Genomic DNA, 14806 nt, shown 5'->3' on the forward strand with positions numbered 1-14806 from the left:
GCACAACACAACGAAAATAGCGGTAATACCCTTCGGGCAAGCAAGCTACATGAATTACCGCTACGGAAAAATGAGGTTTTCGGTCACATCTTGCGTAATGTGGGTTTAACTATTGCATTATGTCTATTATTTGGGTGTGCAACAAGGAACAATAGAAGCAGACGCAGAATTATCTAAATTAACTTGTTTAAGCAACTCAGCCCAAACAGATGTAATTTCTGGATCTATAGATTTACTGTTTTGCATTTGTTCACCTAAAGTCGTTAATGCATCATGCCAAATACCATTTTCGGCAAAGATAACGGCTTTTTCTAAAGGTGTTTTAGCTGCTGCTAGTTGTTTTTGCAGTGTTGCATTAGGGGCTATTTGTGTCATTGAACCTCGAACATAAACTGATGCAGAAGGTTTATCTGGATCACAAGAAACAGAAAAAGTCCAACGATAAGATTTAGCAGTTTCTAAGGGTACTGTAGGTTTTACAGCTAAACTAACTATACCTGCTGGTGTTTCTGGTGGATTAAATTTTGTTTGATAGACATAATTATCTGCTTCGTCTTGGATTACAAACTCTACAGGAAGTTTGGGGGTTAATTTATCAGGTACAAAAAACCAAAATATTGGGGTTTGAGATGCTGAGTTTCCCCAAACTATATCTTTATTTTCGGTTTTAGTTACAGGTACTAATGCTGTCATGGTTTCATATTGCTTACATGGGCCACGACTGCCCCCACCTCTACGTCGTCCTTTTGGTTCTCCTGGCTGTTCTTGTACTACTGGTGCAATATACTTGATTTTGGTGGTTGATGTTAAAGTTTGAGCTTGACTTTGCCAATTTTCTGGCAAATTAAAAATGTTCAAATTTATTGCAGAGATGAGGGTGATGGTATGAAACCAAAGTAGTTTTTTCATGGGAATAATTAATTTTTTAATCACAAAATAGGGTTGATAAATTGTTATACAAATTACTAAGTCAAAATTCGTAATTTTTAATAGAGAATTTCAAAATTCAAAAATGCCTTGTTTCGGTCGCCTATTACCTTTCACTTGCTATTTTTGTTCGGATACAGGTAATTTGAATGCTGGCAACTAGTAAAGAAATTATTGGTGGTACTAAGGGTATCCAACCGCCCTGTATGAGTATGATTAAGCAAAGTTCAAATAGTGTGACTATTGCGATCGCTAAAACAATAATTAAATAAGTCGCGTAATTGAATAAGGATTTAACAAATGGTAAAATACCCATAAAGAAGCCACTTATTAATATATATTAGCATAACTATGCCTAACCTGTACATTATCGGCGGTGCAAATGGTTCTGGAAAAACTACCGTCGCTTTGCAAATTCTCCCGTATTTTCTAGAAGTGTTTGAATATGTTAATGCTGATAAAATCGCCGAAGGTATTTCTCCTCTCAATTCTGAATCTGTAGCTATTGAAGCAGGAAGGTTAATGTTGAAAAGATTAGAAACTCTTGTTAATGACAAAGCTAATTTTGCTTTTGAAACAACTTTAGCTGCTCGTAATTTTGCGCGTTTTATTAAAAACAGGACTTACGCAAAACAGAACGGAAGTAGGGGTAATTCATGAATTACCCCTACGCAAGAATCAGGTTTTGAGTTTAATCTTGCGTAAGTCCTAAAAAAATGTAAAGATCAAGATTATATAATCAACTTAATATTCTTTTGGTTAGAAACTCCAGAATTAGCAATATCTAGGGTAAGCAGACGGGTAGCAAGTGGAGGTCATAATATTCCAGAAGATATCATCCGCAGACGCTATGAACGTGGACGGAGAAACCTAACCGATCTTTATTTACCTGTATGTGATACTTGGATAGTATATAATAATTCTGGAAATGAACCTCAATTAGTGGCTGAATCAGGTATTGATAAGGAAGTGGTAATTTATGAATACGGAATCTGGAATCAAATCACAGCAAGAGAATAAATCTCAAGTTCCTGTTACAGAGTTACATCAAAAAATAGATGCTGGTGTGAAATTCGCTATTGCTCAAGCTATAGAAAGACATCGCAGGTTAGGAGAATATATTAGTATTTTGAGAGATGGTAAAGTGGTGACTTTAACAGCAGATGAGATACCATCTCGTGATATTAATATGTTAAGGTAAAATTTTAGGAATTTGACATTAATAAATGTGTTCATCTTACCAACAAGATAAACAAAATGCAAGCTGATAAATATCCCTTTGCTCAAGAATTGATTACTGATATTGAGGGTAATATTCAGACAAGCAGTCATGGATTTTTAAGAATATTTACGGTTGCTAGAAGCACTAGAAGATGAAGGAGTTATTCTAGCCATGAAAGAAGTAGAAAATGAGACACCATTAGATATTGATCACTGTAATTCTTATTTTTCTCCTCTCTCTGCCCTCTGTCACTTTTTTCTGCTGAGATAGTTGATTTGAATGCTGGAAACTAGCAAAGCAATTATCGCTGGTACTAAGGGTATCCAACCGCCCTGAATGAGTATGATTAAGCAGAGTCCAAATAGTGTGATTATTGCGATCGCTAAGACCATGATTAAATAAGTGATTTTTCTCACATACCAAGCTAGTAATCCTCCTGTGAAAGACCAATACCAAATCCAGCAAATTTCAACCCATTGCGTCCAAACCCATAACAAGGGGCGGTTTTCTAAACCAGCACTGATAATCTGACTGACCATCTGTGCTTGAATGAATATGCCTGGTACAACTTCTAAAGGGCTTTTACTATAGGGTGTAGACCAATAATCACTACTGCTATTACTGGTGACACCGATTAGAATAATTCGATTTTTGAGGGCATTGGGGTTGATTTGTCCGTTTAGGACTTGGCTCATGGTAACTTGTGGGGCGATTGTCTGCACAGAGGGCGAAAAACGATAATTTAGCAAAATCTGGCTACCTTGGGCATCTATCGAGTTATAACTGCCACTTCTTTTGTGCAAACGTCCGAAGGTTTTATTTCCTAGTTGTAAATTCCAATCTGGTGTAAATTTGGCTGTAATTCCTCGTGATTGCAGATATAAGAATGCTAACTGGGTGCTGAAGGCATAAGCTGGTGTACAAGTTGAGGAGATGGGATTTGGGGTCATTGCTACCAAATGACGGCGCAGTATACTGTCATCGTCTTGGACAAAATCACTAAAACCTAACCTTGCTTCTGGTACTTCCGGTGGAGGTGAAACGCCTGTGGGGTCATATTCTGGGTCAGCACGTTTACAAATAGCAATCAAGCGATCGCTTTTTTGCATTCTTTTGGCTAGTTCTGGTTGGTTCGCACTCACGGGAAAATCCCGGTATATATCTAAACCAATGGCTGCTGGTTGATATTGTTCTAGTTTTGTGAGTAATAAGTTCAGATATTTATCTGAAAGTGAACCTTGTCTAGGTTCTTTCCCTTGGGCTTGAATATCGTGGTCTGTGATGGTTACAACCAACAAACGGGAGTCTGGCGCTTCTTCCGGACGGAGTTGCATTAATTGGTCAAATGCTGCCAATTCTAGGGCTTGCAGCCCCCCTAAGAGTCGTATTAATAGGATAGATAAAGCAACCATTGAACTACCAATAAAAACAATTGGTAACTGGCGTAAATTGGGACGTGAAAACTGTAAGCCTAATTTTTGGTTACAGAAATCCTGCCAATTTGGGGATATTTCGGCGGGATTTTGGCAAATAACAGGCAACCAAGTAGCGCAGGGAAAATCATTTTCTAAAGACTGTAATCTTTCCCTAGCTTCTCTAACTGCTGTATACAACGTTTGTCCGCGTGAAAAAGCTGCGAGAAAATGCTTGAGAAATTCCTGTGCAACCCGGTCTGGGACAGGTTCTCGCATGACAATTACTTGCGGTAAATGCAAATCAGCTAAATCTTCTGCGATTCCCAAACCATCACAAGAGTTAAAGATGGCTAACTGCAAACCTTGTGCGATCGCTTTTTGCAAACCATACTTTAATTGATCAATGGTCAAAGTTTCCTGGGGATTCAATACCATTCTCCCTTTACCTTGGCTAGAACTATGCCCCGCAAAAAAAAGAATATCCCACCCAGATTCCCATAATTGTTCTGTAAGTTGGGAACGATTGGGTTCAACTAAAAACTTGAGTTCCGCATTAGGTAATTGCTGAAGTAAATTTTGGTCTTTCTCCACATCAATGTGATGGCTATCTCCCAAAATCGCTAAAATTCTCACCTTACCATTAGTCTTGCGGGAATTATTTTTAATTGCACGGCTATATTCAGGAGGACTGAGGGCTATTTCTGCTAATGGGTAATCATTAAAAAAATGCCATAAACACCAAGGCAATTTAAAAATCTGATCACATTCAGCCGTAATAACGCAGCGAATTTCATCCGTAGGTAAAAGTTGGGTACGTAGTTTGCGGTCAACATTCAGAAACGCTAAACTATTAAGCCATGTATTCAGACATTTTTGTAATTCTTGGCAAATACTTTCAAACTCAGCTTGAGAAATATTGGTAACGTCTTCTTCTTCAATTTCAAATTCCGAAATGTTGTTACCACGCCATCCTAAACTGGCATACAAAGCCGTATACAATTGTTGCCAACGTCGATAAAGATTGTCTAATTGTGGTGCAACAGGTAATCCACCTGTAAACTGCATGGGAGTAGGCGCATCCGTTTGCCAAAGTTGAGCTATGACCGTGGGAAACCCTTGTTGTAGGTTGCCTTTTCCTAAATTTAGGACGATCAATTTACTCATGGTTGGTAATTGGTAATTGGTGATTGATGATTTAACAAGCCATTCTTAATTATACGTAATTTACCATAAAAAAGCAGACTTGATGCAAATAAATTGACTCTTAGTTAGGCTATCTTAGCCAAGCAAAATATACACCGTTAAAGATATGAATAGTGTGAGAATACTCACATTTATGTTAAAATACTATTAGACACTTTACAGGTGTAATTATGACAACAAAAAATATTGATATCCAACAAATGTCTATCAGTATTTCTGATTTATTATCTCTGGTGCAAGATGATAATACAGAAATTATTTTAACTAATGGAAATAAACCTTTTGCTAAGTTGATTCCTATTCCTTCTGTGCAGGAAAAAGTTATACCTAAAGCTGGGCTAAATTTGGGCGCAATGGTTATGAGTGAAGATTTTGATGAACCTTTACCTGATGAATTTTGGTTATCATGAAATTTCTACTAGATACTCATACATTTATTTGGTGGGATAGTGACCCCACAAAGCTTTCAAAGCAGGTTTTAGAATCGTTATTAAATCCAGAAAATGAGCGATTAGTAAGTATTGTGAGTCTCTGGGAGATCCAAATTAAAACTCAATTAGGAAAACTAAACTTAAATCAGCCCTTATCTGAAACAATTCACCAGCAACAAAGCAACGGAATAGAATTTATTGGAGTCAAAATTCATCATATTTTAAGCTTAGGACAGTTACCTTTACATCATAAAGATCCATTTGATAGATTACTAATTTCACAAGCTCAGAGTGAAAATGCTATTTTATTGAGTAAAGATACAATTTTTTCTAGTTATAGTGTACCTGTTCAATGGTAAATACTAAATATTGCAGATAAATGAGATAAGTCATAATCTTGTTCATCCTTAAATGCTGTTCGCTTAGCGTGGCGTTAGCCATAAATCCAGATTTTTACAAGTTATTTATTGGGTAAGGGTTTAGCATTGCTGAACCCCTACAATAATTAATTAACATTCAAACTCTTCTACAAAACTGAAATTATCTAGAATAACTTGAATACTAAATCTTGTATTTACTGGACATCGAAACCTTTTCAGTTGCATAGAGTTATCTGCTTCCCTTGCTGCTACTGATTGCACAATATCGCCTGATGCAGAAATCAATGCTAGTCTAACATTAGTTGGTAAATAAGAATTGCGATCGCTCGGATATAATTGAGCGCGAATTCCTACTCTGTTATCTGTTTCTGCTGTCAAGGTCAACATCAGTACCACGGATTGACTACTATCTTGAGTAGGTAAATCAATTACCTTTATCCGTCGAATTGATTCTTCAACAACATCATTAATTTGACGAAGGCTGAAAGCTAAATTTGATTCTGTACCAAATAAAGACTCTATTGTTTGCCAGCTATTTGTAACTACATTCTCAAACCACTGACGCAAATTAACAATTGTTGAATTCTGTGTTGGTTGGAAAAAGTCTTCCCTTTCTAATAATGCTCCCCAAATTTCAAAGGGTAATTCTAAGCGAGGATTAGTGATTGTTGGATTTGCTAATCTCTGCTTGAGGTTTTCTACTTGAATAGTTGATAAAATCGGTAGTGGAGAAATTTCTACTTGTGTTTGTTCTTCGGGATATAATTGACGTACAACCCACAGCACATTTAAATCCTCAATCATCTGATTGGCTTCCAGAGAGTAAGTCCGCTCTTGAGGATCATAGCTACCTTGATTTTTTAACTGCTCATGGGTAGTATAACCCCAAATTCGCAGCCATTCACCATCAGGATTAACTTGTACGGCTAGATAATAATCTCCAGCTAACTTAGGAATATCTATCCATTCTTGGGGGACAAGAAATTCTCTAGTTTCTAAATTTTTATCTGGAATCAGAATCAGCCGCTTTGTATCCAGATTTATTGCCGTACCGCTGACTACTTCCCAAACCTGGGGAAGGGTTTCCACAGTAGCTTCTGGTGCATATTCTGTTTGCAACCAGGGCAAAAAAGTACTGAGGCATACTTGATTAAGAAAAGCATTCCAACGACCGAGAGGACTCACAAAAGACTGGCTTTGCTGCCAAGATTGGTTTTGTACCTCTAAAGATACCTCTAACCACAGTTGGGTAGGGGGGACACAGAACAGAGACATAACTATTTCTCCTCTGAGGAGTGAGATTCCAGATTACGGAAATAATTCTGTAACCACTCCTCCAACACAGCACTAATATATTTGACCACGTTGGAAGTTGGAGAAATATGCATTGTCTCCTGACTCCATTTGGTAATAGCCAGTAGTAGGGATTCTCTAGCTTTAGCTAATTGACGTGAAACCTGGTATTGCTGGATTTGCTGCTGTTGGGCAATTTGTTGTTGGGTGAGTCCTTGTTGATAATATAGCTGCAACAATTGCTGTGATTGTGGAGTTAGTTTTGCTAGAGCAGCAATTAACAGGTTGTGGATTTCTATTTGTTGATTTTTTTGCGTTTCCGCTTCTTCCTGGTCAATTAAACCAGCCAATAAAGATTCATGAGTATTATCTGTTAAATCATCTTGCAATTCACCCTCTGTTTGTCCTAACTTGGGTAAGTTGAGGGAAGAAACGACTGGATAAAGATAAGCACGTGCGTGTTTGGCACAAAACATTAGCCATTTTTCCAGAGTTTCTGCATTGCATTCTGGTTCAGAGGATTTAAGGGTCAGGCGTTCGCGGTTGTAAAATTGAGTTATGGTTTCCCAAGTATTCTGGTCAGGTCTTTGCAACTTGCGGACACCTGGTGATTTGCCCAGAATATAACCATCTGTAAAACTTTTCCAAGCCAGCAGGTAACGATTAATTATTTCATCTGTCACTCCGGCATTTTGTAAGGCTTCCTGGAGTCGCTTGCGGCTTAATTTCAGCAGTAATGCCCAATCGTTGGCATAATCTATTTCTTGTTGCTGACGCAAGGCATCACGGATAATATTACCAAAAGCTACGGTACTGTAACTTTTGAGACTAGCTTTTTGGTTGGGGTCACAACCTTTGAGAATTTTCGGTACTTGTGCGATCGCTATTTGAAAACAATCAGCTAAACTACTCTGTAAGCTGGCAAACTGGGGAATTGTTCTTTTTACAGCCCAATAACAGGTTTCTTGCAAGTAAGCAGACAAATGACCAACAGCTAATGAGTTTGGCTGATTTTGCCAAGCCTTATGCCAGTAAATCGCCCAAAAATTTTCTGAGCTTTGTGTTTGTGGTATTTGTAACCAGAGGTTCTGGATGCTGCGACGCAGTTTGGCATCATATACCCAACCATTGAAGTGTTCAGCTTCAAATTGCAGGAAAGTCGCAAACATTTCCACTATACTTTGCCGAGTACGCATGAATTAATAGTTTGCCAAATAGAATTTAGATGTTGAAATCAAGGTTAACAAATACCCAAAAGTTTCTTGTGGTGCGGGCAAGATGCTCGCAAATTATCAAGGACGGGCAGGATGCCCATCCCACAAAATTGAGGACTTTATTTTCTGATTATCCCTTACTAAATGGAAGGATTAACAAAGATGAATGTTAATAAATTACTCTTTACATCCTGTATATCCTGATAATTCCCAAAATCCTGATTCTGACAGTTTTCAAATTACCCCCTACCAAACACAGTTCCCAAAGAACGGGCTATATTTTGTGGTTGCATCGCATCCATTGCTGCGGTTGGTTCGTAACCACAATGAACCATACAATCTGCACATTTAGGATTACCACTCTTCTGTCCGTATTGACTCCAATCAGTCTCATCTAACAACTGTTTGAAGCTTGTATAGTATCCTTCATTCAAGAGATAGCAAGGTTTTTGCCAACCGAGAACACTATAACTAGGACTACCCCAAGGAGTGCATTCATAGTCTTTCTCACCAATAAGAAAATCTAAAAATAGAGGGTTGTGATTAAAGTTCCAGTTCTTTTTACCAGATGTGTAAGGTGTGAGAATTTCTCTGAATAAAGCGCGAGTTTGTTCTCTTTGTAGAAAATGATCCTGATCTGGGGCCCATGCGTAACCGTAACCAGGAGAAATCATCATGCCATCAGTTCCTAGAGTTTCTAGAAAATCGAAAAACTCTTGCATTTCTTGGACATCGCAACCTTCAAAAATAGTTGTGTTAGTCGTTACACGAAACCCTTTAGCTTTAGCGGCGCGAATCGCTTGCACAGCTGTATCAAAAACGCCTTTACGGTCTACACATTTATCATGCCATTCTCGCATTCCATCAAGATGAACGCTAAAACTTAGATAAGGTGAAGGTTGAAATTTATGGAGACTCTTTTCTAATAACAATCCATTTGTACACAAGTAAACATATTTCTTGCGTTCAACTAAACCCTTAACAATTTCATCAATTTGGGGATGTAATAACGGTTCTCCTCCAGGAATAGAAACCACTGGTGCGCCACATTCTTCTACTGCTGCAAAACACTGTTCTGGGGTCAGGTTTTGTTTAAGTATTTCTGTGGGATGTTGGATTTTTCCACAACCTGTACAAGCTAAGTTACAGCGAAACAGCGGTTCTAACATTAATACCAGAGGGAAACGTTTACGCCCTAAAAAGCGCTGTGTTACTAGATATTTGCCAATATCTATTGCTTGTTGTAGATTAATCGCCATTTAATTAACACTCCTCTCTTTGGTAATTGGAGGCAGGAGGCAGAAGGCAGGAGGCAGAAGGTAGAAGGGTAGGAAGTAATTTTCTATGCCCTAATTTCCTTTTTACTGTCACCTGTCACCTGTCACCTGTCACCTACTTCGCGTAACCATTAGACACAAACCAATCAACAGCGTCCTTGAGTGCTACGTTCAGAGGGGACTGAGGTAGACCAAGTTCGCGGACAGCCTTGGAAGCATCATAATACATTGGTTGCTGTGCCATGCGGACACCATCTATGGGAACGGTGGGGGTTTTTCCTAAAGGTGCGAGGATTTTTTCTTCTATCCAAGCCACGGTTAAAGGTAACAAAGCTGGAACGGATATTTGCGGTGCTTTTAATCCGGTGATGTCGGCTAGTATTTCTAGCAGCTGTTTGAGGCTGAGATTTTGATGTCCGAGAATATAGCGATCGCCTCTTTGACCTTTTTCTAAAGCCAGCAAGTGTCCTCTAGCCACGTCTCTCACGTCAATAAAGTTCAAACCGGTATCTACATAAGCCGGCATTTGTCGTCGCAAAAACCGCAGGATTATATCTCCTGTGGGTGTGGGTTTAATATCCATAGTTCCAATGGGACTGCTAGGATTAACCACCACAATATCTTGACCTTGTTTTGCAGCGTCCATTGCTACTTGTTCAGCTAGGAATTTAGACTTCTTATAGTCTCCCACCAACTTCTCTACAGGACTCTGATGGGTTTCATCAACGACTTGACCAGATTTTCCCACTCCAATAGCCGCGACAGAACTTGTATAAACTGTGCGTTCAATTCCCGCTTTTTGGGCTGCTGCTAAAAGATTGCGCGTTCCTTCCACATTATGACGATAAAGCAATTCTCGGTCTTTTTGCCAGAGGGAATAATGGGCAGCGACATGAAACAGGTAGTTACAACCCTGCATCTGTTTCCAGATCTGCGGATCATTTAAATCACTTTTGACAATATCTACCTCTAAACCGCGTAAATTGCCTAAGTTACTGCTGGAACGTACTAAAGCTGTAACGTTGTATCCTGACTCTAAAAGCGATCGCACCACATGAGAACCTACAAAACCTGTACCACCAGTTACAAAAGCCCGCATTCAATAACCTCTCACTCCTCAATATTTCATTATTGTCTGAATATGGTATTTGAGGATATTAGACATAGTAGTGAAAAAGAATGTAGAGATATTCAATGGCAGGTCTCTACAAGGGTTTCAAGCTACGCACATTTAATTGCCAGAGAGGCCTAATAGGTTTTAGAGAACTCCACAAAAAGAAATGCCCAATGTCATTCTGTTCACGTTCACGTAGTGTGCCGTAGGCATAGTGTGGCGTTAGCCATACGGAACGAAGTGTAGTGTTCGCGCAGCGTGCCGTAGGCTTTAGAATCCTCCGAGATGCTAGAGCCTCCGGCCCCGTAAGGGATACGTTTCGCTTTGCTACACTCAGCATGACAAAACAGTATCATTTATTTTGTGGCTTACTCTTAAGGGTTTTGGCGAAGATATTGGTTAAATTAATAAGCCTGATTACGACCAAAGGACACAGGCCAGTAACTTATACTTTCATTGTAGTAGAGAATATTAAACAACACCCACCATTCAGACATTTCATCTTCTGGAAAGTTAAATTCCAGTTTAACTTCTTTATTACCAGTTATCATCAAAATCGCGTAAAGCTCATACTTTCGACCAATATTAGGTCGATCTCTATCAACCCAAATATCTATGTAATTGAGAGACCTAGCCGCAAGTTCATCTAATTTGCTAATGACATTTTCTGCCAGCTTAAGGGTTTCTTCACTAGGAGGATTATCTTGATCACTAAAACAAAACTCAACTCCGTTGGATAATAAGATACTCCATTTACCAATATCATCTTGACAGATATCTTCAAGTTTCAGCATGGATAATTATATTAGAAATAACGATGGGTATGAAAAATATTATAAAGGGGATATTTCTGTTTGAAGGTTAAAGTTTTTAATTATTCACTGATAATTTGCTCTTTCATTACCTTGAGAACCTTGCTACTTATCTAAGAATATTTGTAGTCTTTGACTATCTTGACTTTTCATGGCAAACTAGAATATTAATTATTGTTTGAATCAGGATTTACGGTTACTAAGCTAAGTCGAAGTATAGGATTTGAGGATTAACAGGATAACAGGCAAAAAAACTCAGTTATCTTCTGTAATTAATAAGTTTATATTATTAAGTAAAATATTTTTTATAAGTTTTTATTCAAAAAAATTCTTTTTTTATGGGTTGCGGTTTGGGTCAACGTGGTAAAATATTCATATTAATATAATGGAGTGTAAGCAAAATTTTTACTTGAGGCTATATTCCCATTATAAAAATATCATTTTCAGAGTAAAAAGTCAACAGGGTTAAACCTCAAAAAAACAAATTTTCTTTGAATTTTGCAATTTTTTTGAACCTTTAAAACGTCGGAAACAGGATTCAGACAAAAAGAATCATACCATAAACAAACATCCTGTAAATCCTCAAATCCTGGACATCCTGATATTGAATTTGGTGCGTCAATTTTTTCAATTCACTAATTTTAAAATTAGCTTTTTGACGCACCCTACAAGCTGTTATTGAGTCATCTTCTTCCTGGGAAACCAATCATCTAAAATGGCATAGACAACCGGCACAACAATCAAACTGAGGATAGTGGAAGTTACCAAACCGCCGGCAATAGCAACAGCCATAGGCGATCGCAATTCAGAACCCGCACCAAAACCCAAAGCGATCGGTAGCATCCCTAAAAGAGTAGAGACAGTAGTCATCATAATTGGTCGGAGTCTAACTGGCCCAGCTTTGAGAATTGCTTCCCTGCGTTCCAAACCTGCTCGACGTAACTGATTAATGTAATCAACCAAAACAATAGCGTTTTTATTTGCCAATCCCAGCAAGAATACAAAACCAATCAGCGAAATCATGCCAAAATCACTCTTAGTAAAGAGTAAAGCTAACATCGCTCCTACAACCGCTAAAGGTAAAGAAACACCGATTACTAAAGGATCTACCCAGCTTTTGAACAGTAAAATCAACACAACGATGATACACAAAGCCGATAAAATCAAAGTTGAAATAAAACTACCAAAAACCTCGTTTTGTCGGGCAGAATCTCCACCTAAACCTAAAGTGATATCAGCAGGTAAAACTCCTTTGGCTTCCGCAACAATTTTATCTGTAGCATCACCCAAAGTTAAACCCTGACCCAAATTAGCACTGATATATGCAACCCGTTCCTGGTTCAGTCGTTCAATTTGAAAAACCTGATCTGCATTGTTGGTGTCTCCTGTAACTGTGACATCAGCAAAACCTGGGATTTTGGTAATGCGGTCTTTAATAGTCTTAGCCGCTTGATTCAAAGCTTTGAGGTCATTACCGCGAAGTGCTACCTGTAAAGGTTTTTCTCCACCAGTATCCACAAATTGAATATCTTCCACACTGGTAGTCACACCAGGAAGTTTCGGTAAAGTTTGGCGTAATTGATCTTGTAACTCTGCCGTTTTAATCGTGCGGTCTTGTTTCAGTTTGACATAGAGAGTTCCCTTATTTGGCTCACCCCCACGAGAACCGACAGTAGTAAAAACTGTTTCCACATCTGGGAATTTTCTTACCTCTGCTTCTAGTTTTTTTGCCACCTCCAAAGAATCATTCAGAGGGTTAGGAATAGGGACTGGGGACTGGGGACTGGGTATTGGGGACTGGGAAGTTATTTCCCTCCTGCCTTCTGCCTCCTGCCTCCTGCCTCCTAGTTGTAACGCTGCCAAATCAGGGATTTTAGGCAGAGGTGCAGTATAGGTAATATTAAATTCACCCCGATCTAATTTGGGAATAAAACCCTTGGGAATAAAGGGAATAATAGCAATCCCCGCAACAAAACTGAGTACAGCTAAGGCAATAACTATTTTGCGGTGGTTCAAAGACCAAGAAAGTAAATTGCGATAAGCGTCGGTAAAATAAACTCCAATATTTGCAAGACTTACCCAAGAACTCTTGGATACACTCTTCTCTTCGCGTTCTTCGCGTTCTTCGTGGTTCAATTCTCTGTTCTTGGAACTTTTCTTAACAGGTTTGAGCCAATAAATAGATAACACCGGTGATAAAGTCCGAGCTACCAAGGTAGAAGCAATATAGGAGGCAGAAACCGTGATTCCGAATGGCTCGAAAAACTGCCCGACTACTCCACCCATTAAACCAATAGGCAAGAATACCGCTACGGCTGTGGCAGTTGTGGCGACGACCGTTAAGCCAATTTCATCGGTAGCTGAGTATGCAGCTTCGCGGGGGCTTTGTCCTTCTTCGATGTGCCGCAAGATGTTTTCCACATCAATGATGGCATCATCAATGACACTACCAATCACTAAAGCTAAGGCTAACAACGTAATTGTTTCTAGGTTGAAGCCGAAAATCGCCATGACGATAAACGTCGCTAACAAAGATGTGGGAATTGCCAAAGCCGAAATTAATGTGGCTCGCCAATTCCATAAAAATGGGAAAATTACCACAACTGCCAAGATAATGGCTTCTATCAACGCATCTATGGTTGATTTGGTAGCTTGGCGGATATATTCTGCTTGGGTAGTCGCTAGGGTGAGTTTGACATCTTTTAAGGTAGAACGCAGGTTTTGTACTTCCTGTTCGACTCGACTGACTACTTCTAAGGTGTTAGCATCGCCACGCTTGATGACTTGAAATGCTAGTACATCTTGACCATTAAATCTAACTAAATTTGCTCCTCCTGTTAAAGCCCCTGTGGCATTGCTAAGGTTGAGAGGAGGCGATTTTGGAGGAGCGCCCAATAGTGAGACTTTGAGAATTCCTGGTAATTTAGCGATCGCAGGTAAAATTTTCTCATCAGCTAATTTCTGCAAATCACCCAAATTTCCTGACTGACTCTCAATGGCATAACTAATGACTGATGACTCATTCAGGTTTAAAGGAATAATCTTATATTTAGCTCCTTCAGGTAGTTTTAACTCCTTCAGGGCGTTGGTAGTTTCTTGAGTAGATGTTTCTAAATCTGTACCAACCCCAAACAACAGGCTAACAGCACTTTGCCCCGGATAAGTTGAGGAACGGATATTTTCAATTCCTGCCAGGGACTTGAGGCTTTCTTCCAGTGGTTTCGTTAATTTGGTTTCTGTATCTAAAGCAGAAGTTAAGGGTGCTTGGGCATTTACCACCACCACCGGAAAGGTAATATCTGGAAACAAAGCGTATTTGAGGGAACCGAAAGCGAGAATACCCGCTACTGTCACCGCTATCCAAAAACATACCGTCAACCACGAAAATTTAATTGCCCATCTGGATATATTAAAAACTTCGCGTGCGGATTTTGAGCTATTAGTCTGTTCCATCTTGGAAAATCAATCATCCTGCCGCTGACACAATCATTTGTCATGCTACATTAATGGCCTACATT

General features: G+C 39.0%; 14 protein-coding genes. 6 read left to right on the plus strand and 8 right to left on the minus strand.

The genetic code is table 11. The annotated features are described in order from the left end of the window. Positions 1–126: 126 nt before the first annotated feature. Positions 127–909 (minus strand): DUF928 domain-containing protein, encoded by a 783-nt coding sequence (locus AC012T_RS00715; RefSeq protein ID WP_487062386.1) that lies wholly within the window; start codon positions 907–909, stop codon positions 127–129. Between the two features lie 167 nt (positions 910–1076). On the opposite strand from AC012T_RS00715, the gene AC012T_RS00720 reads away from it, so the two are divergent. The 4 genes from AC012T_RS00720 (at position 1077) to AC012T_RS00735 (ending at position 2419) form a co-directional block, all read left to right on the plus strand. Continuing rightward, positions 1077–1199: a hypothetical protein gene (locus AC012T_RS00720; RefSeq protein ID WP_487062388.1), complete on the plus strand. Its 123-nt coding sequence runs from the start codon at positions 1077–1079 to the stop codon at positions 1197–1199. Positions 1200–1278: 79 nt separating this feature from the next. Then, the gene (locus AC012T_RS00725) at positions 1279–1587 is read left to right on the plus strand and encodes a zeta toxin family protein (protein WP_487062390.1); all 309 of its coding nucleotides are present in this window, start codon (positions 1279–1281) and stop codon (positions 1585–1587) included. A 319-nt stretch (positions 1588–1906) separates the two neighbouring features. Beyond that, positions 1907–2128, plus strand: coding sequence for a hypothetical protein (locus tag AC012T_RS00730; RefSeq protein ID WP_487062392.1), 222 nt, complete (start codon positions 1907–1909; stop codon positions 2126–2128). A 192-nt stretch (positions 2129–2320) separates the two neighbouring features. Then, positions 2321–2419: a hypothetical protein gene (locus AC012T_RS00735; RefSeq protein ID WP_487062394.1), complete on the plus strand. Its 99-nt coding sequence runs from the start codon at positions 2321–2323 to the stop codon at positions 2417–2419. On the opposite strand, the gene AC012T_RS00740 is transcribed toward AC012T_RS00735, so the two are convergent. Further along, positions 2398–4728, minus strand: coding sequence for a CHASE2 domain-containing protein (locus AC012T_RS00740; RefSeq protein ID WP_487062396.1), 2331 nt, complete (start codon positions 4726–4728; stop codon positions 2398–2400). The two genes, AC012T_RS00735 and AC012T_RS00740, sit on opposite strands and share 22 nt — an antisense overlap. A 209-nt stretch (positions 4729–4937) precedes the next feature. On the opposite strand from AC012T_RS00740, the gene AC012T_RS00745 reads away from it, so the two are divergent. Both AC012T_RS00745 and AC012T_RS00750 read left to right on the plus strand, forming a co-directional pair. Next, a complete protein-coding gene (locus tag AC012T_RS00745; protein WP_487062398.1) occupies positions 4938–5177 on the plus strand; it encodes a type II toxin-antitoxin system Phd/YefM family antitoxin in 240 nt (79 codons plus the stop codon). After that, entirely contained in the window at positions 5174–5557 is a 384-nt protein-coding gene (locus AC012T_RS00750) for a type II toxin-antitoxin system VapC family toxin (RefSeq protein WP_487062400.1), read from the plus strand. Before AC012T_RS00745 ends, AC012T_RS00750 begins: the two co-directional genes overlap by 4 nt. A gap of 150 nt (positions 5558–5707) precedes the next feature. Here AC012T_RS00750 and AC012T_RS00755 read toward each other — a convergent pair whose 3' ends face one another. The 6 genes from AC012T_RS00755 to AC012T_RS00780 form a co-directional block, all read right to left on the minus strand. Next, entirely contained in the window at positions 5708–6853 is a 1146-nt protein-coding gene (locus AC012T_RS00755) for a DUF1822 family protein (RefSeq protein ID WP_487062402.1), read from the minus strand. Positions 6854–6855: 2 nt separating this feature from the next. Continuing rightward, positions 6856–8067: a sigma-70 family RNA polymerase sigma factor gene (locus AC012T_RS00760; RefSeq protein WP_487062404.1), complete on the minus strand. Its 1212-nt coding sequence runs from the start codon at positions 8065–8067 to the stop codon at positions 6856–6858. 257 nt (positions 8068–8324) lie between these two features. Next, a complete protein-coding gene (gene hpnH, locus AC012T_RS00765) occupies positions 8325–9344 on the minus strand; it encodes an adenosyl-hopene transferase HpnH (protein ID WP_487062406.1) in 1020 nt (339 codons plus the stop codon). Positions 9345–9477: 133 nt separating this feature from the next. Next, positions 9478–10461 carry a hopanoid-associated sugar epimerase gene (gene hpnA / locus AC012T_RS00770; protein WP_487062408.1) on the minus strand — a complete coding sequence of 328 codons (984 nt, stop codon included), beginning with the start codon at positions 10459–10461 and terminating at the stop codon, positions 9478–9480. A 419-nt stretch (positions 10462–10880) separates the two neighbouring features. Further along, on the minus strand, positions 10881–11270 hold the full coding sequence (locus tag AC012T_RS00775; RefSeq protein ID WP_487062410.1) for a hypothetical protein: 390 nt from the start codon (positions 11268–11270) through the stop codon (positions 10881–10883). A gap of 693 nt (positions 11271–11963) precedes the next feature. After that, the gene (locus tag AC012T_RS00780; protein WP_487062412.1) at positions 11964–14741 is read right to left on the minus strand and encodes an efflux RND transporter permease subunit; all 2778 of its coding nucleotides are present in this window, start codon (positions 14739–14741) and stop codon (positions 11964–11966) included. Positions 14742–14806: the final 65 nt, after the last annotated feature.

This window comes from Anabaena sp. EIM26 (assembly GCF_057568715.1).

Bases quoted from the DNA above. Each gene is read 5' to 3' on its own strand.
- AC012T_RS00745 (WP_487062398.1), top strand. From the start codon at position 4,938: ATGACAACAAAAAATATTGATATCCAACAAATGTCTATCAGTATTTCT.
- AC012T_RS00740 (WP_487062396.1), bottom strand. From the start codon at position 4,728: ATGAGTAAATTGATCGTCCTAAATTTAGGAAAAGGCAACCTACAACAA.
- AC012T_RS00730 (WP_487062392.1), top strand. From the start codon at position 1,907: ATGAATACGGAATCTGGAATCAAATCACAGCAAGAGAATAAATCTCAA.
- AC012T_RS00735 (WP_487062394.1), top strand. From the start codon at position 2,321: ATGAAAGAAGTAGAAAATGAGACACCATTAGATATTGATCACTGTAAT.
- AC012T_RS00725 (WP_487062390.1), top strand. From the start codon at position 1,279: ATGCCTAACCTGTACATTATCGGCGGTGCAAATGGTTCTGGAAAAACT.
- hpnH (WP_487062406.1), bottom strand. From the start codon at position 9,344: ATGGCGATTAATCTACAACAAGCAATAGATATTGGCAAATATCTAGTA.
- AC012T_RS00780 (WP_487062412.1), bottom strand. From the start codon at position 14,741: ATGGAACAGACTAATAGCTCAAAATCCGCACGCGAAGTTTTTAATATA.
- AC012T_RS00720 (WP_487062388.1), top strand. From the start codon at position 1,077: ATGCTGGCAACTAGTAAAGAAATTATTGGTGGTACTAAGGGTATCCAA.
- hpnA (WP_487062408.1), bottom strand. From the start codon at position 10,461: ATGCGGGCTTTTGTAACTGGTGGTACAGGTTTTGTAGGTTCTCATGTG.
- AC012T_RS00760 (WP_487062404.1), bottom strand. From the start codon at position 8,067: ATGCGTACTCGGCAAAGTATAGTGGAAATGTTTGCGACTTTCCTGCAA.
- AC012T_RS00775 (WP_487062410.1), bottom strand. From the start codon at position 11,270: ATGCTGAAACTTGAAGATATCTGTCAAGATGATATTGGTAAATGGAGT.
- AC012T_RS00715 (WP_487062386.1), bottom strand. From the start codon at position 909: ATGAAAAAACTACTTTGGTTTCATACCATCACCCTCATCTCTGCAATA.
- AC012T_RS00755 (WP_487062402.1), bottom strand. From the start codon at position 6,853: ATGTCTCTGTTCTGTGTCCCCCCTACCCAACTGTGGTTAGAGGTATCT.
- AC012T_RS00750 (WP_487062400.1), top strand. From the start codon at position 5,174: ATGAAATTTCTACTAGATACTCATACATTTATTTGGTGGGATAGTGAC.